The sequence below is a fragment of the Bradyrhizobium sp. LCT2 genome, from assembly GCF_009931255.1.
GTDB classification, from domain to species: domain Bacteria; phylum Pseudomonadota; class Alphaproteobacteria; order Rhizobiales; family Xanthobacteraceae; genus Bradyrhizobium; species Bradyrhizobium diazoefficiens.
Genome location: NZ_CP034432.1, coordinates 2758452 through 2782256, shown reverse-complemented (window position 1 = coordinate 2782256; position 23805 = coordinate 2758452). Strand labels below are relative to the sequence as shown.

Genomic DNA, 23805 nt, shown 5'->3' with positions numbered 1-23805 from the left:
TCCTGATTGGGAGCAGCAGAGGCTCCGATCCTAGCGCCCCATCTGCGAGGGCAGCCAGAGAATGATGCTCGGAAACGCCACCAGGATCGCGATCGCGATCAGATGGGCGATGAAATGCGGGAAAGTGCCGTGGAACACTTCCGCCACCGGCCGCTTGGCATAGCGGGCGACGATGAAGCAGTTCAGCCCAACCGGCGGCGTGATCATGCCGACCTCGGCGGTGACGATCTTGATGACGCCGAACCAGATCGGATCGAAGCCGAGCGTCTTGATCAGCGGCAGCACGATCGGCACGGTCAGCACCAGAATGGCGATCTGGTCCATGAAGGAGCCGAGCACGATGTAGCCGCACAGGATCAGCGTGATGATCACCCAGCGCGAAGTCGGCAGACTGCCGATCCAGGCGACGAGGTCCTGCGTGACGTGGGTGAGCGTAAAGAAGTAGCCGAAGATCGAGGCGCCGACGAGGATCATGATGATCATGCAGGTGCCGTGGCAGGCCCGCAGCAGCGTCCGGTAAAGCGATGACGGCGTGATCTTGCCCTTGACGATCGCGAGCAGGAAGGCGCCGAACGCGCCGAAGGCGGAAGCCTCCGTCGGCGTGGCGACGCCGAGATAGATCGTGCCCGTCACGATCGAGAACAGCACCACCATCGGCGAGACTTGCCACAACAGCGCGAATTTTTCGCGCCACGGCACCGATTTCGCAGCGGGGGCGCGCGAAGGATCCTGCCAGACCAGGAAGTAGATCGTGGCCATGATGGTGATGGTGACGAGGATCGCGGGGATGATGCCGCTGATCAGGAGCTTGCCGATGTTCACCTCGGCGAGCAGGCCGAAGATGACGAGCGCGACGCTGGTCGGCAGCAGCATCGACAGCGTGCCTGATATCGCGACCACGCCGGCGGCCATCTTGGGCTCATAGCCCTGGCGGATCATCGCGGGAAGGCTGGTTGAGGACAGCGTCGCGGCGGAGGCCGTCGAGGTGCCGCAGATCGCGCCAAAACCTGCGCCGGCCAGTGCCGTCGCCATGCCGAGCCCGCCGGGAATGCGCCCGACCCAGGCCGACGCCGTCTTGAACAGGTCGTCCGCGACACCCGACAGCAGCACGAGGTCCGCCATCAGCAGGAACATCGGGATGGTGATCAGCTCGTAGGACGAGACAGTCGACAGCGGCGCGGTTTGCAGGATGCCGAACAATGTGCCCCATCCGCCGACCATCACGAGGCCGACCGAACCGGAGAAGGCCATGGCGAAGCCGACGGGCGTGCCGAGTGCCAGCAGGCCGAACAGCAGGGCGAGAACGATGAAAGGTGTCATGGATGCCTGCCGTTACTCAAAGCTTCGCGTTTCGCCGACGCCGGTCACCGGCGGCAGCGGATAGAGGTCGCGCCCGCTGACGAGGCTCAGCACATTGCCGACGAGCTGGAGCGCCAGCCGCAGCACCAGCACGCCGCAGCCGAACGGCACCAGCGCCGCCGATATCCAGGTCGGCCAGGCGATCGCACCGGCCAGCACGTCGTGCTGCTCGTAATTCTCCAGCGCACGCTCGAACCCGACCTTGCAGATCAGGACGAACACGAACAGGCCGGCAAGCGCGGTGATGATCTCGGACAGTCGCCGTCCCGCCGGCGAGAAGCGCGACAGGAGGATATCGACGCCGACATGCGCATGCTCGCGCAACCCGTCCGACAGCGTGAAGAAGAACACGCCGGCCAGAAGATAGAGGCCGATCAGATCATAGGTGAAGGCAAACGGACGGTTCAGCGCGTAGCGCATGAACACGTCGGTCACCACAAGCAGCATGATCACGAACAGGAACACCACCGCGATCACCGTCAGCGCGCGCTCCAGCGCGCCGAGCACATCTCCCGCCCGCTTGATCACCTCCAGCGCCTCCCTTTGCCGTATTTCATGGACGGTTACTTGGCGCCACCGGAGGCGAGCAGATCTTCAAACTCCTTCAGCGCGGCGGACGCCTGCTTGCCGCGGCTGTCGAGCCCGCTCGCCCACTCCTTGCCGACGCCCTTCAGCTTGTCCTTCATCTCGGCACGCGTCGCCTCCGGCAGCGGCTCGAAGCTGACGCCCTGGTCCTGAAGGTGCTTCCTGGTGGTCTCCGTCTCCTTGTCGACCTGCGCACAGGCGGTCGGCTCGATCGCCTCGGACGCCTCGTTCATCGCCTTCTTCACGTCGTCGGGCAGCTTGTCCCAAACCGACTGGTTGATGGAATAAGCGACGATGAAGCTGCCGAAGCTGACGCCTTCGGTGGCGTGCTTGACCAGCTTGTCCAGCCCATAGGCCACGACGCTTTCCATCGGGAACAGCAGGCCGTCCATGGTACCGCGCGACAGCGATTCATACGCATCGGGCGCCGCCATGCGCACCGGCACGGCGCCGAGCGCACGCAATGTCAGATCCTGCGCGCCGCCGGTGGTGCGCAGCTTCAGGCCCTGCATGTCCTTGGTCGTGTCGACCTTGGTTTTTGCGGTCCACACCTGATAGGGCGGCAGCACCACCTCGAACAGCAGCTTGATCTTGTTCGGCGCGTATTCCTGCTTGGCCAAAACGCCCTCGCGCGCGGTCTTCCAATAGGCGAGCGTGCCCTGGCAGCTCGTCTCAAAGGCCCCCGGCAACTGCGCGACTTCCGACAGCGGCATCTTGTCGGAGACATAGGACGGCCCGATGTAGCCGATGTCGACCACACCGGACTGCGTCAACCGCAACATGTCGGCGGCCTTGCCGATCTGCTGGTTCGGATAATAGGTGAAGGTTACCGCGCCATGGGTGCGCTTGGTGACGTCGTCCATCCAGGGCTTGAGCAGCAGGCGAACCAGATAGTGGCCGGCGGGGAAGCTATCGGCGACCTTCAGCTCCAGCGCCTGCGCCTGAAACGTCGAGACCGGCAGCGCGAGCGCGAACACTGCTGCGGCCCAGACCTTGTTCTTCTTCATTTCGTTCTCCCTGACGCGTCCCATGCCGAAGGCGGCAGCCTTCGGCTGCCATCCGTCCGGCCCTCACTCCACTTCTTGCTTGAGGAAAATGTACATATACGTGAATTTATAAGTCAAGTATATGAACTATGCATGGGCCCATGCACGGAACATCGGGACGGTCGAATTGACACCTCAGATTTATGAATTCTAACTCCACGAATATGAATGCACCCAACGAGGCCCCATGGGACCGCTCGCCGGCTTCACCGTTCTCGACCTGACCTCCGTCCTGATGGGCCCGTACGGCACCCAGGTGCTGGCGGACATGGGCGCCGACGTCATCAAGGTCGAAAGCCCCGAGGGCGACATCGTCCGCCAGATCGGTCCCGGCCGCACGCCCGGCATGGGCGGGATGTTTCACAACGCCAATCGCGGCAAGCGCAGCATCGTCCTCGACCTCAAGAAGACGGAAGGCCGCGACACGCTGCTGCGGCTGGCGAGGCGCGCCAACGCGCTCGTCTATAATGTGCGCCCGCAGGCGATGGCGCGGCTCGGCCTCGACTACGAGACGCTGGCCGCGGTCAATCCCGCCCTCGTCTATGTCGGCGCCTTCGGCTACGGCCAATCCGGCCCCTACGCCGCAAAGCCCGCCTACGACGATCTGATCCAGGGCGCAGCGACCATTCCGACGCTGCTCGCAGCCGCCGGTGACGGCACGCCGCGCTACGTCCCTGTGACCATCGCCGACCGCGTCGTCGGTCTGATGATGGTCAACGCCATCATGGGCGGGCTGATGCACCAGCAGCGCACCGGCCAGGGCCAGCGCATCGACGTGCCAATGTTCGAATCGATGACCGAGTTCGTGCTGGTCGATCATCTCGGCGGCCTCACCTACGATCCGCCGCTCGACCATGGCGGCTATGTCCGCCTGCTCTCGCGCTACCGAAAGCCCTACAAGACCAGCGACGGCTATCTCTGCGTCCTGATCTACAACGACAAGCACTGGCGCAGCTTCTTCGAGGCGATCGGGCAGCCGGAATTCCTGCAGCAGCCGCGCTTCGCCAACCACGCGTCACGCACGAAACATATCGACGAGATCTATGAGGAGATCGGCCACATCTTCCTCACCCGCACCACCGCGGAGTGGCGCGAGCTGCTGGAGCACGCCGACATTCCGGTGATCCCGATGCACACCCTGGAGACGATTTTGGACGATCCGCATCTCAACGCGGTCGGCTTCTTCAGGACGGTCGATCACCCCGTGGAAGGCCGCATCCGCCAGATGCGGGTGCCTTCGACCTGGAGCGTGACCCAGCCGGAGCCGGCCGGCCCGGCGCCGACGCTCGGCCAGCATGGCCGCGACATCCTGCACGAGGCCGGCTTCTCGGCAGACGAGATCGAAGCGCTCGCGCAGCAGAAAGCAGTTCATCTGGCGGCGCCGCCTTAACGGCAGCGCCAGCCAAACCGCACGATACAGGGAGGAAATCGCGATGGCCGGACTTTATTTCGAGGACTTTTCCGTGGGCCAGGAGTTCAGGCATCCGCTGACCCGGACCGTCACGGAGATGGACAACACCATGTTCAGCCTGCTGACGCTCAACCCGCAGCCGCTGCATATCGACGCGCATTTCGCCGAAAAGACCGAGTTCGGCCAGCGCATTTTCAACAGCCTTTACACTCTCGGCATCATGATCGGCATGACGGTCTATGATACGACCATGGGCACCACCGTCGCCAATCTCGGCATGACCGACGTCACCTTTCCGAAACCGGTCTTCCATGGCGACACCTTGCGGGCAACGACGAAGGTGCTTTCGTTGCGGGAATCCAAATCGCGCCCCAAGGCGGGCATCGTCGAGTTCGAGCACCACGCCCTGAACCAGAACGACGAGATCGTCGGAAAATGCCGCCGCATGGCGATGATGCACAAGAGGCCGGTCTGATGCGTTCGATGCTGTTCGTGCCGGGGGATTCCCAGCGCAAATTCGAGAAGGCGAGCGAAGGCAAGGCCGACGCGCTGATCATCGATCTCGAGGATTCCGTCGTCACCGAGAAGAAGGCGGAAGCACGCGGGTTGACGCTGGCGATGCTGAAGAGCCGTCCCGGCCCGCAGCAGCTCTATGTCCGCGTCAACGCACTCGACACCGGCATGACGCTGGCCGATCTCGCCGCGGTGATGCCGGGCAGGCCCGACGGCATCGTGCTGCCGAAATCGCAAGGCGGCGACGATGTGCGGCAGGTCGCGACCTGGCTCGAAGCACTCGAGGCGGCGGCCGGCATCACGGTCGGCGCAACCCGCATCGTCTGCGTCGCGACGGAGACCGCCGGCTCGATCTTCGGGCTCGGCAGCTACAAGGGCTGCTCCCCTCGCCTCGCCGGCCTGATGTGGGGCGCGGAGGATCTCTCCGCCTCTTTGGGTGCCACGGAGAAGTCCTCGGGCGGCGTGTTCCACAGTCCCTATCGCCTCGCGCGCGATCTCTGCCTGATGGCAGCCGCCGCGGCCGAGGTCGCGCCGATCGACACTGTCTATACCGACATCGACAATCTGGCCGGCCTCGAGCAGGAAACCCGGGCGGCGCGGCGCGACGGGTTTTCGGCGAAGGCGCTGATCCATCCCAAGCATGTCGATGTCGTCAACGCGGCATTCGAGCCGACGGAAGCCGAGCGCAGCTGGGCGGAGAAGGTGATCGCGGCGTTCGCGAGCAATCCCAATTCCGGCACGCTGCGGCTCGACGGCCAGATGATCGACAAGCCGCATCTTCGCGCCGCGAAGAAGATCCTCGGCCAGTCCTAGATCAAGGGCATCGCGCTGCGACAGACGGGACCGGATCATGATCGTTCGCCAAGCCGCAAACGTCCTGGAGATCATGGAATTCTTCGCCCAGACGAGGAAGCCGGCGACGCTTGCGGAGATCGCCGATCATTTCGGCTGGCCGCGCTCGTCGACCTTCAACCTGCTCGCGACGCTCTCGGAGAAGGGCTATCTGTACGAGCCGCGGCCGCGCGCCGGCTTCTATCCGACACCGCGCTGGCTCGCCATGGCGCGGATGATCTCGGAGGTCGAGCCGCTGCCGCCATGGACGCATACGCTGGTTGCCGATCTCTCGGCCGAGACCGGCGAGACGGCGTCGATCGTGGCGCCCGCGGGCGTGATGGCCGTGTTCATCGACGTCGTCGAGTCCAAGGCGGCGATCCGCTATTTCGCGACCATCGGCCACCGCGTGCCGATCCACGCGACCGCGAGCGGCCGCGCCCTGCTGCTGCAATATTCGCAGGAGGAGCGCGACTCCGTCTATCGCAAGATCGAGTTCAAGCAGTACGGTCCGTCAACGCCGATCAGCATCGATGCGGTGGAAGCCGAACTGCGCAACTCGATCGAGCGCGGCTATTGCCAGAGCTTTGGCGACTACAGCCGCGACCTCGCGGGCGCTGCGATTCCATTGCCGATCGGCGACCGCAGGCTCTCCGTCGTCGTCGCGGGGCCGGAGTTCCGGATTGGGCCGAAGGTCGCCGAGGTGGCGGCGCTGATCGCGCGCACGGTCGACCGGCTGCGGCCGAAGACCACCGCGGCCTAGCGCCGAAGTTTCATTCGAATCCCTGAATCGGCGGCGTCGAAGTCTCCGCCGGCGCAGCCTGCGCCGGTGCAGCTTCAACAGGCTGCTCCGCAGGCGCGGCTTGGGCCGGCGGATTGCCGGCAGCCCTGATTTGGCCGTTGGCATTCATCGCCTCGCGTGCGCGCGGCGGAGCGACGGTTGCGGCTGCGCGATACGTCTCGCGGCGCGGCGGCTGCCGATGTCTCGCCGAACGTGAATCTCTCGCGCCCCAGGACCGGGCGATTGCAGGTCCGGCGGTATAGCCCACCACCGCGCCCGCGACGGCACCGATCGGCCCCAGCACCACAGCGCCTGATACGGCTCCGATTGCTGCAGCACCGGCGCGCTCTTGCGCGGCGGCGCTTGCAGGCACGCCAGCCAGCAGCACGACGGCAGTGATCAAAGCTTTGTTCATCGGAGCGCCTCCCTCACGGGAGATCACTTCTTACTGAAATATGGCTGCAGAACGTTTGTTCGTTGCCAAACACGGGGCAATCGCCGATGGAACTCCGGCAATTCAGAGGCCTCGCCTTCAAACCGCGGTTCCAGCGGAGGTCGCGCGGCGCAACTACGGCGCGACCTTGTCGCTGGTAAACCCGTTAGCGTCGAGCGCGCGACGCGGATTGCATCTGACGGTGCAATCCGGCCTCTCCCCGCACGCGGGGAGAGGCGAAGACAATCAGACGATCTTGATCGACATGTCCGGCAGTCCCTCGAGCTTGCACAGCAGCACGTCGCCCTTCACCACCGGGCCGACATTCTCCGGCGTGCCGGAATAGATGATGTCGCCGGCCTTCAGCTCGAACGCTTCCGAGAGCTTTGCGATCTGCTCGGCGACGCTCCAGATCATCTTGCTGAGATCCGAGCTCTGCTTCACGGTGCCGTTGATTGCGAGCGAGATCGCGCCCTTCTCGAAATGGCCGGTCTTGCTCGCGGGGTGGATCGGACCGAGCACCGCGGCGTGGTCAAAGCTCTTGCCGATTTCCCACGGCTTCTTCTCCGCGGCCATGCCGTTCTGGAGATCGCGCCGGGTCATGTCGAGACCGAGCGCGTACCCATAGACGTGGTCGAGCGCCTTCTCGGCCGGGATATTGGTGCCGCCGGATTTCAGCGCGGCAACCAGTTCGACCTCGTGATGATAATTCTTGGTCAGCGACGGATAGGGATGGTCGGCGACCTCGCCGACCGCGACGTTCTGGATCGCGTCCGTCGGCTTCTGGAAAAAGAACGGCGGCTCGCGGTTCGGATCCGAGCCGCGCTCGATCGCATGCGCCGCATAGTTGCGCCCGATGCAATAGATGCGGCGGACCTGGAACACCTGGGTCTCGCCGACGATCGGGATCGCGACCATCGGCACCGGGAAGATCGGCTTCGGTCCGGCCTGCGCTGCGGCGGGCGCAACCTCCGCGATGGAAGCTGCGGTGGCTGCGGCGGCTGTTGCGAGCAGATCCCGGCGCGTGGTCTTTTTCATCTTTTGTGCTCCCTTTTTGCTTCGCAGGTCGGCGTTCATGCGCGCCGATCCGTCTGCTTAGACGATATTCAATATGCCAGCAACGCTGGACGGGCGCGACGAGACATCGTCTTATTGATGAGCCAACTTCAACCGCATCCAACCCGTCATGCGGCAGGACGGACATTGTCAGCGCCTGCGTTGACCTCCACTTTTGGGCCATTCCATAAGTAGGCCCTAGTCCGGCAGCGGCCCGGTATGCTTTGATGCGTGGGGGAGGAACCGAGACGCAAGGGTGGCCTGATGTACATACTCATTCGAAAATACACCAAGGTTCGTTCGGTCGCGGATGCTGCCCGCCGCGCCAAAAGCGGCGTCGGTCAGATCCTGAGGGAGTCGCGCGGCTTCAAGTCTTACTATGTGCTGGATGGGGGCGAAGGCGTTGGTGTCGCCGTGATGATATTTGAGGACCGCGAATGCGCCAATGCGGCGAACGACAAGGTGATGGAGTTCGTTCAAGCAAGCATGCATGACCTTGATCTCGGGGATCCCGAAATCATCGCCGGAGAAGTCCTGGTGAATATAGAATCTGCCGCGTAGATGCCCGCATGGCTACTCACGCCTTGACATGCGCCAGCTCTGCTCGCGCAACGCCAGCTATGGCCAGAACTTTGCCCAGGGCTGCGCCGCTTCGAACGCGGCGGGGCTAATGGTTCGGGCGGCTGCATTTGCTTTTGGCAGCACGCATAAGAAGGCGTCAGGACGTGCATACAAGACGGCGAATGCCACGCGGCGGGCTTCTTGACGCAGCACGGGTGACAGGGCTTGCGCTGCTCGCAGCCGGGACATCGTGCGCCGCGCACGCCGGCACGGTGTCGATCGCGCCTGCGGGGCTGCGAGCGATCGGTACGATCGATCCCCGCTTTCAGTCCTACAACATCGAGATGGTGGAGGTGACCGGCGGGCGGTTCTGGAAGCCTTATCCGCAAGCGATGCGCGCGTGGGCTGACAAGGATCGCTACAGCTACAGGCCTCCAATCGATCTCGGCAACACGCGTCTGCGCGGGCTCGCGGTGGCGTTGTCGCCCGCTTATCTGCGCGTGAGCGGCACCTGGGCCAATGCGACGTTCTTCGCCGACACCGAGAGCGCGCCGGCCGCGCCGCCACCGGGATTCAACGCGGTGCTGGGCCGCGCGCAGTGGCGCGGCGTCGTCGACTTTGCGCGTGCGACTGGTGCGGAGATCGTCACCTCCCTTGCCGTCAGCCCGGGCAGCCGCGATGCGGGTGGCCTCTGGAGACCGGATCAGGCGCAACGCCTGATCGACTACACGCGTTCGCTGGGCGGCCACATCGCCGCAGTCGAATTCATGAACGAGCCGACGCTCGCGGCCACGAGCGGTGCGCCGCCTGGATACGATGCGAAGGCTTATGTTCGCGATGTCGGGATCTTTCACGAGTGGATGCTACGCGCCGCGCCGCAGACGCTGATCGTCGGACCAGGCTCGGTCGGCGACTCAGCTTCCGCCGGCGCGTCCGGCCTCCGCACGCGCGACCTGCTCGCCGCCTCGGGCGCCGGTGTCGATCGCTTCTCCTATCATCACTACAACACGATCTCGCCGCGCTGCGGCGGCCGAGATGAGCCGGCACGCGCGCTGTCCGAAGAATGGCTCGCCCACACCGATGCCGCGCTGTCGACCTACAAGTCGCTGCGCGACGAATTCGCGCCGGGCAAGCCGATCTGGTTGACGGAAACCGCCGACGCCGCCTGCGGCGGCAACCGCTGGGACAAGACTTTCCTCGATACGTTCCGCTATCTCGACCAGCTCGGACGCCTGGCCAGGGCTGGCGTTCAAGTGGTGATGCACAACACGCTGGCCGCGAGCGATTACGGACTGCTGGACGAGAAGACGTTCCGCCCGCGGCCGAATTATTGGGGCGCGCTGCTCTGGCGTCGGTTGATGGGTACGACGGTACTCGACGCAGGCGCCGCGATGGCGTCCGGCCTCCATGTCTACGCGCACTGTCATCCGTCGAAGCGCGGCGCCGTGACCGTGCTCGCGATCAATATCTCGCGCAGCACAGCGCGCACGATCATGATGCCGCTACCCGCCGAGCGCTACACCTTGCAGGCCGCAGGGCTGAAGGGCGCAACCGTGCAACTGAACGGCAAGACGCTGGCGCTGACCGACGGAGATGGGCTGCCGCACCTCGCCGGGCGCACGACCGCGGCCGGCCCGGTGCACCTTGCACCCGAAACCATCACTTTCCTCGCCATTCCGGGCGCCGCGAATTCCGCCTGCCGATGACGGCGCTCACTATTTGAGCGCGTCGCGCGCCGTCTCCGGCGCCATCAGCGTCGCGACGATCGTGATGATCGACAGCGCGATGATGTAGACCGACACCGCCCAATAGGAGCCGGCCCACGCGAGCAGCGCGGTTGCGATCAACGGCGAGAAGCCGCCGCTGAGCGCGGCCGCGACGTTGGCACCAAGCGACGCGCCGCTGTAGCGCACCTGGGTGCGGAACAGTTCCGGCATGAACGCGGCCTTCGGCCCGAACAGCAGCGCATGCGTCAGCGTCATCGTGACCACGAGCGCGAGCGTGATCAGCGCCGGGTCCCTGGTGTCGAGGAACCAGAACAGCGGAAACGCCAGCGCCACCGAGAACACGCCGCCGGCGAGATACAGTGCCTTGCGGCCGAAGATATCGGACAACCAGCCTGCAAGCGGCAATGTGGCGAATTCGACGATCGCCGCATAGACCACCGCATCCAGGATCACCTGGCGCGGCAGGCCGAGCTTTGTCGTGGCGTAGACCACAGTGAAGACGGTGAGGAGGTAGGCGAGCCCGACTTCCGAGACCGTGATGCCGATCGCCAGCAGGAAGCTGCGCCAGTCGCGGCGCAGCACTTCCCAGACCGGCTGCGCCAGCACCTCCTTGCGCTCGACCACCTCCTTGAAGTGCGGTGTCTCCGCAAGCTTCAGCCGCACGACGAAACCGACACCGACGAGCACAATGCTGATCAGGAACGGCACGCGCCAGCCCCAGCTCAGGAAGTCGGCCTCAGGCAGCTTCGTCATCAGGGCGAAGATGCCGGTGGATGCGGCAACGCCGACAGGAAAGCCGATCTGCACCAGGCTGCCGTAGAAGCCGCGGCGATTGCCGGCATGCTCGATCACCATGACGACCGCGCCGCTCCATTCGCCGCCGAGCCCGATGCCCTGGACGAAGCGAAGGATGATGAGCAGGATCGGCGCCCACACGCCGATCTGGCTGTAGGTCGGCAGGCAGCCGATCAGGAAGGTGCCGAGCCCCATCGCGATCATGGTCGCGACCAGCATTGTCTTGCGGCCGAGCCGATCGCCATAATGCCCGATGATCGCGCCGCCGATCGGCCGCGCCACGAAGCCGACCGCATAGGTCGAGAATGCCACCAGCGTGCCGACAAAGGGATCGAAGCTCGGAAAGAACAGCTTGTTCAGCACCAGCGCCGCCGCCGTGCCGTAGATCAGGAAGTCGTACCACTCGATCGCGGTGCCGAGCGCGCTCGCCCACACCACATGCGCCGTCGTCGATCGCTCCGTCGCGCCGGAGACCCCCGTTGCTGCCGTCATTCCATGCCCCAAAGATTCCCGGCGGCATCATGGCCAATCGCGGTGGCGGTTGCAACCTGCGGGGGTGTTGCTGCTGGCGATGACCACAGCGGGAATGGTGGCGCACAACTGCATCAACGCCGTCATTGCGAGGAGCTCGCGACAAAATTGCGTGGCAATTTTGCGCTGATGCGACGAAGCAATCCAGACTGCCTCCACGGAAAGAGTCTGGATTGCTTCGCTGCGCTCGCAATGACGGGTGTTGAAGCAGTTGCGCTTCCCGTCGTCCGCCAGCACGGAGGAACCTTCCGGGCTTTAATTCGCCATTGACAAATTCATTCGCTAATATCTAACTTGTCGCCATGATAATCGGCCGCGCCAAGCGGCCCACAAAAAGAGAGGGAACGACGATGAGAGGGTTTTTGGCCTGCGCCATGCTCGCGGCCATGACTTCGGCTGCCATGACGTCAACCGCGACCGCGCAGGTCTCCGACGACGCCGTGCGGATCGGCGTGCTGACGGACCTGTCAAGCTGGGGCCGCGACAACAGCGGGCCGGGGTCGGTCGAAGCCGCGAAAATGGCGGTCGAGGAATTCGGCCCCACCGTGCTCGGCAAGCCGATCGAGATCATCAGCGCCGACCATCAGATGAAGACCGACGTCGGCGTCCAGATCGTGCGCGGCTGGTTCGACAACGGCAAGGTCGACGCCGTCGTCGACATCCCCAATTCCGGCATCGCGATCGCCGTGCACAACATGGTGCGCGAGCGCAACAAGATCGCCCTGCTCTCCGGCCCCGGCGCGAGCTCGCTGACCGACGAGCTGTGCAGCCCGAACACCGTGCATTTCACCTACGACACCTACGCCCTGTCGAAGGTGACCGCCTCCGCCGTGATCAAGGAGGGCGGAAAATCCTGGTACTTCATCACCGCGGACTATGCCTTCGGCCAGCAGCTCGAGAAGGACGCCACGCGCTTCATCAACGAGATGGGCGGCAAGGTGCTTGGTGGCGTGAAGCACCCGACCAACACCGCGGACTTCTCGTCCTTCGCCCTCCAGGCACAGAGCTCGAAATCCGACGTCGTCGCCTTCGCCAACGCCGGCCAGGACACCGACAACGCCATCAAGCAGTCCGGCGAGTTCGGCCTGGTCCAGGGCGGCCAGAAGCTCGTCGGCCTCCTGATGTTCGACACCGACGTGCATGCGATCGGCCTCAAGGCCGCGCAGGGCACCTACATGACCACGGCCGCGTACTGGAACATGGACGAGGCAACCCGCGCCTGGTCGAAGAAGTTCTACGAGCGCACCAAGGTCATGCCGACCATGATCCACACCGGCGTCTACGGCTCGGTGTTGCATTACCTGAAAGGCATCAAGGCGGCCGGCACCGACGACCCCGCCAAGGTGATGGCCAAGATGCGCGAGCTGCCGATCGAGGATATCTTCGTCCATGGCGGCAAGTTGCGCGAGGACGGCCGCGTCATCCGCGACATGTATCTGGCCAAGGTGAAGTCGCCCGAGCAGTCCAAGGAGCCCTGGGATTACCTCGAGATCATCAAGACGGTGAAGGGCGAGGACGCCTTCCGTCCGGTCTCCGAGTCCAAATGTCCGCTGCTGAAGAAATGAGGCACGCATGACCGGCAACGAGCATAGCGCAACTGAGACTTACGAGTGCGATGTGCTCGTGGCCGGATCGGGCGCCTCCGGCATGTCGGCCGCGATCACCGCGCGCTATCGCGGCCTCGACGTGCTGATCGTCGAGAAGGAGCCGCGTTTCGGTGGCACCACTGCCCGCTCCGGAGGCTGGCTCTGGATCCCCGGCACCTCGCTGGCGAAGGCCTACGGCATCGAGGAGACGCCGGAGCAGGCCCGCACATACCTGCGACACGAGGCCGGCAACAATTTCGATGGCGCGCGCATCGATGCATTCCTGAGCGCCGGCCCCGAGGCGGTGGATTTCTTCACCACCAAAACAGCCCTGCGCTTCGACATGCCGCTGGTGTTCCCGGACTATCACGCCGAAGCACCGGGCGGCGCGCAGGGCGGCCGCTCCATGGTGACGCGCCCGTTCGACGGCCGCGAACTCGGCGAGCAGATCAGGACGCTCGGCATGCCGCTGCCGGAGCTGACCGTATTCGGCATGATGCTCGGCTCCGGCAAGGAGATCATCCATTTCATGCGGGTGACGAAATCGCTGACTTCGGCGGTGTATGTCGCAAAGCGCCTGTCGCGGCATCTGATGGACGTGCTGCGCTACGGCCGCGGCATGACGCTGACCAACGGCAATGCGCTGGCGGGACGGCTGGCGAAATCCGCGCTCGATCTCAAGATTCCGATGTGGCTGTCTTCTCCGGTGCGCGAGCTGACGGTCGAGAACGGAGCTGTCACCGGCGCGATCGTGTCGCGCGAGGGACGCAAGGTGCGTGTTCGCGCAAGGCAGGGCGTCGTGCTCGCCTGCGGCGGCTTCCCGCACGATGTCGAACGGCGCAAGAAGATGTTTCCGCATGCGCCGACCGGCAACGAGCATTTTTCGCCGGGTCCCACCGGCAACACCGGCGACGGCTTGCGCCTTGCGGAAAGCGCCGGCGGACATGTCGAGGACCGTCTGCCGAATGCCGCGGCCTGGGTGCCGGTGTCGCTCACCACGCGCAAGGACGGCTCGAAGGGCGTGATGCCGCATTTCATCGACCGCGCCAAGCCCGGCGTGATCGCGGTGATGCGCGACGGCAGGCGGTTTGCCAATGAAGGCAATTCCTACCACGACTTCGTCCAGGCCATGGTCAAGGCGGCCAAGCCCGGCGAGGAGATCGCGGCGTACCTCGTCTGCGATCACAAGACGCTGCGGAAATACGGACTCGGCTGCGTGCCGCCCTTCCCGATGCCGTTGGGTCATCACCTCAGTACCGGCTATCTCATGCGCAGCGACACGCTGGAGGCGCTTGCGGCGAAAGCCGGCATCGACGCCACGGCCTTCGCCGAGACGGTCAGGCAGTTCAATACGACCGCGCCGCTGGGACATGACGCCGCCTTCGGCAAGGGCTCGAAGGCCTACAACCGCTACCAGGGCGATGCGCTGCACGGCCCCAATCCGTGCGTCGCGCCGATCGAGAACGGTCCGTTCTACGCCATCAAGATGGTGATCGGCGACCTCGGCACCTATGCCGGCATCATCACCGATGAGAACGCGCGGGCGCTGGACGCCGAAGGCCGGGTCATCCCCGGCCTCTATGCCGCCGGCAACGACATGGCGAGCATCATGGGGGGCAATTATCCCGGCGCCGGCATCACGCTTGGGCCGGCGCTGACCTTCGGCTACATTGCCGGCCGTCATCTTGCCGACAGCGCCGCCAAGCGCAACGCGGCGTAAGCGGAACGCCAGGAGGCGCATGAAGAGAGAAAGCCGCGGCATCCAGTCGATCGAGGTCGGCGGAGAACTGCTCCGCGCCCTCGCCCGCAGCGGCGAGCCGATGATGCTGCGCGATCTCGCACGCGAGGCCGGCATGACGCCGGCCAAGGCGCATCCCTATCTCGCCAGTTTCTCGCGCATCGGACTGATCGAGCAGGACGAGACCACCGGCCGCTACGATATCGGCGCGCTGGCGCTGGAGCTCGGCCTCATCAGCCTGCGCCGCCTCTCCGGCGTGCGGATCGCCGGACCAAAGATCGCGGCGCTTGCGAGCCAGATCGGCCATGCGGTCTCGCTGGCCGTCTGGGGCACGCATGGTCCGACCGTGGTGCAGCTCGAAGAGCCGGGTCAGCCCGTGCACATCGTGATGCGGGCCGGCTCGGTGATGGCGCTGCTGGAGACCGCAACCGGCCGCGCCTTTGCGGCCTTCCTGCCGGAGAAGACCGTCAATGCCGCGCTCGAAAGCGGCCTCGACCGTCACGGCGTCGGTTACAATCCGAAGCGGGCGGTGAAAGGCGCGAAGGTCGCCGACATGCTCACTGAGGTCCGCAAGCACGGCCTCGCCCGCGCGCTGGGCGATCCCCTGCCCGGCGTCAATGCGTTCTCGGCACCAGTGTTCGATCACGCCGGCCATGTCGCGCTGGTCATCACCGCGATGGGGCCGGAAGGCACGTTCGATGCCCGCTGGGACAGCCCGATCGCGCATGCCTTGCGCGACTGCGCCGGCGGGATTTCGAAGCGGCTTGGCTACGGGATGACGGTTGCGGCGGAGTGAGCGATAGTTCTCCGAGTCGTCCTGGCGAAAGCCAGGACCCATACCGCGTGATCTATCGAGCGCGGTTGGTCGTCGTACCGAACGTCGAGTTTTCGCCAAATATCTTTCTGGGGTAATGGGTCCTGGCTTTCGCCAGGACGACATCGAAGACATCGCCGACTGCTTCGTCCTCCGCTCGCGATGCCGCGCGCCCCCTACTTCTCCTTCACCGGCACCGTGTAGTTCAGGATCAACCGGCCGCCATCGGGATAGATCGTCTGCCCCGTGATGTAGGACGCATCGTCGCTCGCCAGGAACGCAACAACAGAGGCCACTTCGCTCGGCTCGCCGCCGCGGCCGATCGGTGTACGCGACAGCACGGTCTTGCGCGCATCCTCGGACGTGTAGATCGCGGATGCCACCATGTCGGTCAGGATCGTGCCCGGCCCGACCGCTACGACACGAATGTTGTGCGGGGCGAGCGCGACGGCCGCGACCGAGGTCAGCTGCTTCATGCCGCCCTTCGACATCGCGTAGGTCGCAAGCGCAGGGATCGCCAGCAGCGCGTTCACCGAGGACATGTTGATGATGACCCCGCCGCCGCCCTGCGCGATCATCTGCCTTGCAGCCGCCTGCACGCCGAAGAAGGCGCCTTTCAGATTGATGCCGATGATTTCGTCGAATTCCTCCTCGGAGATCTCGAGGATGTCCCGGTTGCGGGCGACGCCGGCATTGTTGACCATGATGTCGAGCCGGCCGAACTCCTTCACGGCGGTGGTCACGAGCTGATCCACATCAGTGCGCTTGGCGACATTGCCGACGACGGTGCGCAAGGCATCCGGCCGTCCAAGCTCGGCCGCCGTCGCGGCAAGTCCCTCGGCATCGACGTCCGAGATCACGACCTTGACGCCGTCGTCGAGGAACCTCTTCGCGCAGGCCTTGCCGATGCCGCGTGCGGCGCCGGTGATGGCGGCGACCTTGCCGGATAGTTTCATGGTCTCACTCCAGAGTAGCTGCTTAGGCAGCAGGCTATCGCCGGGTGAGATACCCGGCTCAGGCCGCCGCAAATCCAAGATGAGCACGGAACCGGTTCTTGATAAAGACGGCATCGCGTGAAGGCAGCGAGCGCGGCGGATTTTCCGCCAGAACCTTGATGACGAAGAGTCGCGGCCCCTCGCCCGGGGAGGCGATCTGCGCCGCGAGACGTTCCACCTCGGCAATCGTCCGCGCGGTTCCGGTCGCGGCAAAGCCGCAGGCCATGGCGATGGACGTGAGATCGACGCCGCGCCCGGTGTGGCTCGCCTGCATCCCAGTCTCGCCGAAATGCTGGTTGTCGATCACGACGATGTCGAGATTGCGCGGGCGCGCGACGCCGATGGTGGCGAGACCGCCGAGCCCCATCAATTGCTCACCGTCCCCGGTCAAAGCGAGAACGCGCTTTCCGGGCTGCGCCTGCGCCAGTCCAAGCCCGATCAGCGCGGCGCCGCCCATCGCGCCCCAGAGATAAAAATTGCCATCGTGGTCGCCGACGGAATGAAGATCATAGGTCGGGGAGCCGAGACCGGCGACGACCAGCGAGTCCTTGCGGTTCCTGAGAAGCGCAGCGACGGCGGCACGGCGATCGAGTTGAGCTTGCATTGACATCACCACTTCTTCTTGCCGATCAGGCGCTGCCCGATCAGCACTGCGATTTGCTGATCGGCATCGTAGGCGAGCGATGCCGCCGATTCGACCGTCTCGACCAGATCTTCCGCCGTCTCCGCCCGCATCACCTTCAGGCCGATCGCCTCCAGCGAGGGCTGCGTGGCCCGGCTCATCGGCACCTGCCAGGGATTGAACTCGGCCCACTCTCCGCGCATCGTCACCAGCATCAGCAGCGGAAAGCGGCCGATCGCCGAGAGCGAGAGCATGTTGATGCAATTGCCGACCCCGCTCGACTGCATCAGCAGCACGCTGCGCTGGCCGCCGAGCCAGGCGCCGGCCGCGATCGCGACGCCCTCCTCTTCCGTCGTCAGCACGTTGGTGGTGACGTCGCGGTCGGCCGAGAACATGCGGATGAGCTGGCTGTGGCCGGCATCGGGGACGTATGACATCTGCCTGACGTCGGCGGCCTTCAGGACGCGATAGAGCTCGGACGGCCAATCGTCACTGATCCGCGTTTCGAGATGAGGTTGAGGGCTGTGCACCGCTTGTCTCCGTGAGTCTCGGATGAACGCTAGCGATGTTCGCGCGCGAAAGCTCTGACCGTCTGGCACGATCTGGTATCGACGGATTGTATAGCTGACGCTCTTTCGGATGAATCTAATACGAGCGCGATGCGCATTGCTGCGCCCTCTCCCCCTGTGGGAGAGGGCATCACCGCAGGTTGACGCGAGCTCACTTGGGTGAGGGGTTTGTCTCCGCGCACTCATGCGCGTTTGTAATTCCCGGAGAGATACCCCTCATCCGGCGCTTCGCGCCACCTTCTCCCACAAGGGGAGAAGGGAGGGCACCATCATCGAGGCTTGCTGCTCAATTCGCCGCCGACCTCGCGGCCGGCATGTAAATTTGCGCGTAGCCTTCCTTGATCGCGGACGTGATGCGGTCGAGGCGGCGGTCGATGTGCTTCTCCAGCACGGAGACGCAGGCCTCCTCATTGCGCGCCTTCAACCCTTCGACGACGGCGCGGTGCTCGGCTTGCGTGTTGGAGCGGTTGACGCGGTCCATGTCGATCCAGCGCACGAAGCGGATGCGGGCGTTGACGTTGCGCAGCACGCGCAGCATCTCGGCGTTGTTCGACATCGCCATCAGCCGTTCGTGAAAGGTCTCATCCAGCTCGACCAGCTCCACCGAGGAGCGCTCGCCGGGATCGGGACCGGTCGCCTCGAGGAATTTCAGGAGCGCGTCGATATCCTCGTCCTTGGCGCGCTTGATGGCGAGACGCACCGAAGCGACCTCGATCGACTTGCGCAGCTCGTAGAGATCGAAGATCTCGTGTGCGTCGAGCTCGCGGCAGAAGAAGCCCTTGCCCGGCGTGAAGCGCAGGAAACCTTCGGTGTTGAGACGGTTGAGCGCCTCGCGCAGCGGCGTGCGGCTGACGCCGAGGCGTTTTGCCAGCTCGCCTTCGTTGAGCCGTTCGCCCGGCTTGAACTCGTAGCTCACGGCCATCGCCTTGAGCTGCTCATAGACGCGATCGACGATGCTATCGGAAGCCAGTTCCACGTTGCTCTTCTTAAGCTGCATTCATGCCCGAACACAGCCCAATATACCGGGGCTGTGAAGACGATTGCAATGCAAAGGACAGCTTAGCAGCGTTTGTTCAGAGCTTTACGACACCCGGAATCAGGCGAAGACGCGCGGGCGCAGTCCAGCATGAAACCAGGTGATCATGGAATAGATATCATAGACCGGCAGCCCGACCTCGGCCTGCAACGCCGCCGCATAAGGCGGCATGTTGGTGCATTCGAGCACGATGGCGCCGACGTCGGGGTTCTTCGCGACCAGCAGCTTGCCCGCCTCGACCACGTCGCGCTCGGCCAAGTCGACGTCCATGTCGTCCTTCTCGGCCTTGATCAGGACGCGGAAAAATTCCTTGCCGTTCTCGGTGCCGACCAGCGGCGTGTCGAGCGGCACGCCGACACCTTCGAGATGCGCCGGCGTCAACGTCGAGCCCGACACCGTGACGAGGCCGACGCGCTTGCCGGGCGGCAAGGTCGCCTGCACCCACGGCACCTGCATCAGCGACGAGGTCGCAACCGGGACGCCGACGGCCGCCGCGATCTCCTTCTGGAACAGCGAGAGGAAGCCGCAATTGGTGGTGATGGCCTCCGCACCAAGCCGCACCAGGTCCTTGGCCGCGTCGATGAAATCAGGCAGCAGGCCGGCCGCACCGTTCAGCACCACCTTCTCCGGCGAGGCGCCGTTCACCACGCGATAGAGCACGGGGAACGGCCAGGTCGTGCCGTTGCCCATGTCGCCGGGAATGCGCGGAAAGCGCGCTTCCAACATCAGGATACCGAGCGGCGCGCCATAGATGGCCTTGCCGCCACGGGCGATGCGGGAGGATGAGTTGGCAGGAGTGGTCATGGTGCGACCTCAGAGGAAGCGAGTGGGCGAAAACGGCGCGAGCGGAATCTCGGGCTGCTTGCCGCTCAGAAGCTGGGCGACGAGACGCCCGGTGCGGGCCGAGCCGACCAGGCCGACATGGCCATGGCCGAAGGCATAGACGATGTCGCGCGAGGCGCGCGCGTGGCCGATGCAGGGCAGTCCGTCCGGCATGCTCGGACGATGACCGAACCAGGTCTTGATGCGCGAGGCCGGAATGTCCCTCGGAAGTTTCGGGAACATGCTGAAGAGATGGTCGCGCAAGATCTCGGCGCGCTTCCAGTTCGGCGCGGCCTCGAGGCCGGCGATCTCGACGGTGCCGGCGGCGCGCAGGCCCTTGTTGGTCCAGTTCACGACCATTTTCGCGTCGGACGCCATCATCGAGCTGCGCGGACCGGATTCCGGGTTCTCGATCATGACGTGATAGCCGCGCTCGGTCTCGAGCGGCAATGAATCGCCCACGGACGCGGTGAGCTGCTTCGATCTGGCGCCGGCGGCGACCACCGCAGCATCGCAAGCAATCTCACCAGTCTCGGTGACGACAGCGACGAGCTTGTTGCCGGAAAGCTTCAGCCCCGTCGCCTTGGCGCGCACGAGCTTGGCGCCGCTTGCCAACGCGTGATTGGCCAGTGCTGCAACGTAAGCGCCGGGATCGCGGCAGCGGCCGGCTTCTTCCACCACCACGCCAAAGCTGTAGCGCGGATGCAGGTCCGGCTCGCGCTGACGCATCTCGTCGGCATTGAGCTCCAGCCACTCGACCCCGACACGCTTGCGCAGCCGCCAGCCGAGATCGTGGTCAAAGTTGCCGCGCGACGGGAAGACATGCATCACGCCGTTGCGCTCGACCAATTCGGGGACACCGGCTTCTTCCGCGAGCTTCCGGTGCAGCAGCGGCGCATCCTTCAGGAGATCGCGGAGCGCGAAGGCGGTCTTTTCCACGCGCGCCTCGGTCCAGCCCGAGAGCAGGTACTTGATCAGCCAGGGCAGCGCCTTCGGCAAATACGACCAGCGGATCGCGAGCGGGCCGAGCGGGTCCATCAGATAGAACGGCACCTTCTTCCAGATGCCAGGTTCGGCCGGCGGAATCACCGAATGCGAGGAGAGCCAGCCGGCGTTGCCGTAGCTCGCCGCCTGTTCGCCACCGGGCTCGCCGGGATCGATCAGCGTGACGCGATGGCCCTCGCGCAGCGCCTCGATGGCGCTGATCACACCGACCGCGCCGGCTCCGATGATGGCGACGTGGCGGCCTTCGGACATCGCTTACGCCTTCACCGACGGCACAAAATCCTTGCCGACCGAGATCGCGCGCGGATCGATGATGCAGTGGAGGATCGACGGCTTGCCCGAAGCCAGCGCGCGCTCGAACGCCGGCGCGAACTCCTCGGTGCGCTCGACGCGCTCGCCGTGGCCGCCGAACGCCTTGGCGTACATCGCAAAGTCCGGGTTCTTGAGCTGGGTGCCGACGACGCGGCCGGGATAGTCGCGCTCCTGGTGCATGCGGATGGTGCCGTATTGCGAATTGTCGACGACGATGACGACGAGCGGCGCGTCGTACTGCACGGCGGTCGCAAACTCCTGGCCGTTCATCAGGAAGCAGCCGTCGCCGGCAAAGGCGACGACGGTGCGATCCGGATATTGGCGCTTTGCCAGCACCGCCGCTGGCACGCCGTACCCCATCGAGCCCGAGGTCGGGGCGAGCTGGGAGGCAAAGCTGTGGAAGCGGTGATGGCGATGGATCCAGCCGGCATAATTGCCGGCGCCGTTGCAGACGATCGCGTCCTTCGGCAGCCGGTCGCGCAGCCAGGTCATGACCTGGCCGTACTGGAACGTGCCCGGCAGCTCGCGCGCCTTCTCGGTCCAGGCGAGATAATCGGCATGCGCCTTGGCGGCCTCGCCCTTCCAGGCAACCGCCCCGGAGGGCTTCAACGTCTCGACCGCCGCGGCGAACGCGGCGGGCGTCGCCTGGATCGCGAGCGCCGGCTGATAGACGCGGCCGAGCTCTTCCGAGCCCGGATGCACGTGGATCAGCTTCTGCTGCGGGGTCGGAATGTCGAGCAGCGTGTAGGACGAGGACGGCATCTCCGACATGCGGCCGCCGATGAGCAGAACGACATCGGCGCCGTCGATGCGCGCCTTCAGGCCCGGGCTCGGCCCGATGCCGAGATCGCCGGCATAATGCGAATGGTCGGCGTCGATCAGCGAGGCCCGGCGGAACGAGGTCGCCACCGGCAGGTCGAACCGCTCGGCAAAGCGCGCAATGCTCCTGGTCGCCTCATCGGTCCAGCGCGAGCCGCCGAGAATGACGAGCGGCGCCTTGGCGCTCGCGAGCATGGCGCTGACACGCTCAATGTCCGCGGGCGCGGGCCAGCTCACCGCCGGCTCGATGCGCATGGCATCGGCGACGGCGGCGGTCTCGGTCAGCATGTTCTCCGGCAGCGAGATCACCACGGGGCCCGGACGGCCCTGCATCGCGACCCGGAAGGCGCGCGCGACCAGCTCCGGGATGCGGTCGGGACGATCGATCTCGACCGCCCATTTCGCCATGGTGCCGAACACGGCCTTGTAGTCGAGCTCCTGGAACGCCTCGCGCTCGCGCATGCCGGTATCGACTTGGCCGACGAACAGGATCATCGGCGTCGAATCCTGCATCGCGATGTGGACGCCGTGGCTGGCATTGGTCGCGCCGGGGCCGCGGGTGACGAAGCAGACGCCCGGACGCCCCGTGAGCTTGCCATAGGCCTCCGCCATCATCGCAGCGCCGCCCTCGGCGCGGCAGATCATCACGTCGATCGGGCTGTCATGCAGCGCGTCCAGCGCCGCCAGATAGCTCTCGCCCGGCACGCAGGTGACGCGCTCGACGCCTTGGGCGACGAGCTGATCGATCAGGATCTGGCCCCCGGTGCGGGTGTTACGAATGGTCATGACAGCTCCCTGCAGGCTTTGGCGACGCGCTCGGGCGCCTCGCGAAAATGTCGTTCGCGGGTGGCGTAGGACAGGCCAACAGGAGGCGCAAGATCGAAAGGCTTCCCGCTCCCTGCGCAGGCGTCATGCCCGCCCCTGCTGTTTGCACTACCGCCCATTCGCGATGATGCGGCGGCAATGATCCAGCGCCGCGCCGATCAGGTTGTCGCTCGCCTCCGGCGTGCGGAACGCCGAATGCGCCGAGAGCGTCACGTTCGGCAGTTTGGTCAGCGGATGGCCCGGGGGCAGCGGCTCGACGGTGAAGACGTCGAGGCCGGCATGGGCGATGTGGCCCGAACGCAGCGCATCGCACATCGCGTCCTCGTCGACCACGGCGCCGCGCGCGGTGTTGATCAGGATGGCGCCGGGGCGCATCATCCCGATGCGCTCGCGCGACAGGAAACCCTTGGTCTCGTCGTTGAGGAGCAGATGCAGCGAGACGACGTGGCTGTCCGCGAGGAGCTTCTCCAGCGGGACGAATTCGACGCCGGGATGCGTCTTCGGCGATCTGTTCCAGGCGATCACCTTCATGCCGCAGCCAAGCGCCATGCGCGCGGCTTCCGCCGCGATGCCGCCGAAGCCGATCAGGCCGAGCGTCTTGCCGGTGAGCTGCAGCGCGTCGCGACGCAGCCAATTGCCCTCGCGCATGCCGCGATCCATCTCTCCGAAGCTCTTTGCAGAGGCCCACATCAGGGCGATCGCGCATTCGGCGACGGCGGTGTCGCCATAGCCCTTGATGGTGTGAACCGAGATGCCGCGCTGGCCCAGCTCCTCCGGATTCATGTAGCTGCGCGCGCCGGTGCCGAGGAAGACGACGTGCTTCAGGGCAGGACATTTCGGGGCAATCGCCGTCGGCACCGCGGTATGGTCGACGATCATGATCTCAACACCGTCAAGAAGGCGTGGCAGGTCGTCGGCAGTGATCGCGGGGTTGCGGTTGATGCCGACCGGAAGGCTGTCCCCGCGCAGCAGTTTCTCGGTCACCGCGGCAAGGGTGTCATTGGCATCGACGAAGAGAGCGCGCACGGGCCTG

At 65.2% G+C, this 23805-nt stretch carries 24 protein-coding genes; 9 read left to right on the top strand and 15 right to left on the bottom strand.

Going from position 1 to position 23805, the window contains the following annotated elements; all coding sequences use genetic code 11:
- Positions 1 to 30 precede the first annotated feature (30 nt).
- The 3 genes from EI171_RS13670 to dctP are packed head-to-tail and all read right to left on the bottom strand — an operon-like array spanning position 31 to position 2951.
- Positions 31 to 1320 (bottom strand): TRAP transporter large permease, encoded by a 1290-nt coding sequence (locus EI171_RS13670; RefSeq protein ID WP_011089531.1) that lies wholly within the window; start codon positions 1318 to 1320, stop codon positions 31 to 33.
- Between the two features lie 12 nt (positions 1321 to 1332).
- On the bottom strand, positions 1333 to 1887 hold the full coding sequence (locus EI171_RS13665) for a TRAP transporter small permease (protein ID WP_011089532.1): 555 nt from the start codon (positions 1885 to 1887) through the stop codon (positions 1333 to 1335).
- A gap of 35 nt (positions 1888 to 1922) precedes the next feature.
- Complete coding sequence (dctP, locus tag EI171_RS13660; protein ID WP_161533591.1) at positions 1923 to 2951, bottom strand: TRAP transporter substrate-binding protein DctP; 1029 nt, start codon at positions 2949 to 2951, stop codon at positions 1923 to 1925.
- Positions 2952 to 3177: 226 nt separating this feature from the next.
- Between dctP and EI171_RS13655 the strand changes: the two genes are divergently transcribed.
- From EI171_RS13655 to EI171_RS13640, 4 genes are read left to right on the top strand one after another with little or no spacing between them, the layout of a single operon-like run.
- Positions 3178 to 4380, top strand: a complete 1203-nt coding sequence (locus EI171_RS13655; RefSeq protein WP_161533590.1) for a CaiB/BaiF CoA-transferase family protein — start codon at positions 3178 to 3180, stop codon at positions 4378 to 4380.
- The gene (locus EI171_RS13650; protein ID WP_323922755.1) at positions 4361 to 4876 is read left to right on the top strand and encodes a MaoC family dehydratase; all 516 of its coding nucleotides are present in this window, start codon (positions 4361 to 4363) and stop codon (positions 4874 to 4876) included. The genes EI171_RS13655 and EI171_RS13650 overlap by 20 nt, the downstream gene beginning before the upstream one ends.
- Complete coding sequence (locus EI171_RS13645; protein WP_161533589.1) at positions 4876 to 5727, top strand: CoA ester lyase; 852 nt, start codon at positions 4876 to 4878, stop codon at positions 5725 to 5727. The genes EI171_RS13650 and EI171_RS13645 overlap by 1 nt, the downstream gene beginning before the upstream one ends.
- A gap of 37 nt (positions 5728 to 5764) precedes the next feature.
- Positions 5765 to 6508, top strand: a complete 744-nt coding sequence (locus EI171_RS13640) for an IclR family transcriptional regulator (protein WP_060908720.1) — start codon at positions 5765 to 5767, stop codon at positions 6506 to 6508.
- 10 nt (positions 6509 to 6518) lie between these two features.
- On the opposite strand, the gene EI171_RS13635 is transcribed toward EI171_RS13640, so the two are convergent.
- Positions 6519 to 6941: a hypothetical protein gene (locus tag EI171_RS13635; RefSeq protein ID WP_161533588.1), complete on the bottom strand. Its 423-nt coding sequence runs from the start codon at positions 6939 to 6941 to the stop codon at positions 6519 to 6521.
- A 264-nt stretch (positions 6942 to 7205) separates the two neighbouring features.
- Complete coding sequence (locus tag EI171_RS13630; protein WP_028174516.1) at positions 7206 to 7997, bottom strand: fumarylacetoacetate hydrolase family protein; 792 nt, start codon at positions 7995 to 7997, stop codon at positions 7206 to 7208.
- A 282-nt stretch (positions 7998 to 8279) separates the two neighbouring features.
- On the opposite strand from EI171_RS13630, the gene EI171_RS13625 reads away from it, so the two are divergent.
- Both EI171_RS13625 and EI171_RS13620 read left to right on the top strand, forming a co-directional pair.
- Positions 8280 to 8576 (top strand): hypothetical protein, encoded by a 297-nt coding sequence (locus EI171_RS13625; RefSeq protein ID WP_038965684.1) that lies wholly within the window; start codon positions 8280 to 8282, stop codon positions 8574 to 8576.
- 215 nt (positions 8577 to 8791) lie between these two features.
- Complete coding sequence (locus EI171_RS13620; RefSeq protein WP_246740537.1) at positions 8792 to 10282, top strand: hypothetical protein; 1491 nt, start codon at positions 8792 to 8794, stop codon at positions 10280 to 10282.
- 9 nt (positions 10283 to 10291) lie between these two features.
- On the opposite strand, the gene EI171_RS13615 is transcribed toward EI171_RS13620, so the two are convergent.
- Both EI171_RS13615 and EI171_RS13610 read right to left on the bottom strand, forming a co-directional pair.
- Positions 10292 to 11590: an MFS transporter gene (locus EI171_RS13615; RefSeq protein ID WP_161533586.1), complete on the bottom strand. Its 1299-nt coding sequence runs from the start codon at positions 11588 to 11590 to the stop codon at positions 10292 to 10294.
- 27 nt (positions 11591 to 11617) lie between these two features.
- Positions 11618 to 11866 (bottom strand): hypothetical protein, encoded by a 249-nt coding sequence (locus EI171_RS13610; protein ID WP_039185869.1) that lies wholly within the window; start codon positions 11864 to 11866, stop codon positions 11618 to 11620.
- Positions 11867 to 11979: 113 nt separating this feature from the next.
- Here EI171_RS13610 and EI171_RS13605 point away from each other — a divergent pair, with 113 nt between their 5' ends.
- The 3 genes from EI171_RS13605 to EI171_RS13595 are packed head-to-tail and all read left to right on the top strand — an operon-like array spanning position 11980 to position 15749.
- On the top strand, positions 11980 to 13194 hold the full coding sequence (locus EI171_RS13605; protein ID WP_011089543.1) for an ABC transporter substrate-binding protein: 1215 nt from the start codon (positions 11980 to 11982) through the stop codon (positions 13192 to 13194).
- 7 nt (positions 13195 to 13201) lie between these two features.
- On the top strand, positions 13202 to 14935 hold the full coding sequence (locus tag EI171_RS13600; RefSeq protein ID WP_161533585.1) for an FAD-dependent oxidoreductase: 1734 nt from the start codon (positions 13202 to 13204) through the stop codon (positions 14933 to 14935).
- Between the two features lie 19 nt (positions 14936 to 14954).
- Positions 14955 to 15749 (top strand): IclR family transcriptional regulator, encoded by a 795-nt coding sequence (locus EI171_RS13595; RefSeq protein WP_161533584.1) that lies wholly within the window; start codon positions 14955 to 14957, stop codon positions 15747 to 15749.
- A gap of 194 nt (positions 15750 to 15943) precedes the next feature.
- Here the strand turns inward: EI171_RS13595 and EI171_RS13590 are convergent, their stop codons facing one another.
- From EI171_RS13590 to EI171_RS13555, 8 genes are all read right to left on the bottom strand, one after another.
- Positions 15944 to 16723, bottom strand: coding sequence for an SDR family NAD(P)-dependent oxidoreductase (locus EI171_RS13590; RefSeq protein WP_161533583.1), 780 nt, complete (start codon positions 16721 to 16723; stop codon positions 15944 to 15946).
- A gap of 58 nt (positions 16724 to 16781) precedes the next feature.
- Positions 16782 to 17372 carry a thiamine pyrophosphate-dependent enzyme gene (locus EI171_RS13585; protein ID WP_161533582.1) on the bottom strand — a complete coding sequence of 197 codons (591 nt, stop codon included), beginning with the start codon at positions 17370 to 17372 and terminating at the stop codon, positions 16782 to 16784.
- A complete protein-coding gene (locus tag EI171_RS13580; RefSeq protein ID WP_161533581.1) occupies positions 17372 to 17914 on the bottom strand; it encodes a thiamine pyrophosphate-binding protein in 543 nt (180 codons plus the stop codon). Before EI171_RS13580 ends, EI171_RS13585 begins: the two co-directional genes overlap by 1 nt.
- 325 nt (positions 17915 to 18239) lie before the next feature.
- A complete protein-coding gene (locus tag EI171_RS13575) occupies positions 18240 to 18929 on the bottom strand; it encodes a GntR family transcriptional regulator (protein WP_231166568.1) in 690 nt (229 codons plus the stop codon).
- A gap of 120 nt (positions 18930 to 19049) precedes the next feature.
- On the bottom strand, positions 19050 to 19793 hold the full coding sequence (locus EI171_RS13570) for an aspartate/glutamate racemase family protein (RefSeq protein ID WP_161533579.1): 744 nt from the start codon (positions 19791 to 19793) through the stop codon (positions 19050 to 19052).
- 9 nt (positions 19794 to 19802) lie between these two features.
- Positions 19803 to 21068, bottom strand: coding sequence for an FAD-binding oxidoreductase (locus tag EI171_RS13565; RefSeq protein WP_110117211.1), 1266 nt, complete (start codon positions 21066 to 21068; stop codon positions 19803 to 19805).
- A gap of 3 nt (positions 21069 to 21071) precedes the next feature.
- Positions 21072 to 22733 carry a thiamine pyrophosphate-binding protein gene (locus EI171_RS13560; protein ID WP_028174504.1) on the bottom strand — a complete coding sequence of 554 codons (1662 nt, stop codon included), beginning with the start codon at positions 22731 to 22733 and terminating at the stop codon, positions 21072 to 21074.
- A gap of 147 nt (positions 22734 to 22880) precedes the next feature.
- Complete coding sequence (locus tag EI171_RS13555) at positions 22881 to 23798, bottom strand: NAD(P)-dependent oxidoreductase (RefSeq protein ID WP_161533578.1); 918 nt, start codon at positions 23796 to 23798, stop codon at positions 22881 to 22883.
- Positions 23799 to 23805: the final 7 nt, after the last annotated feature.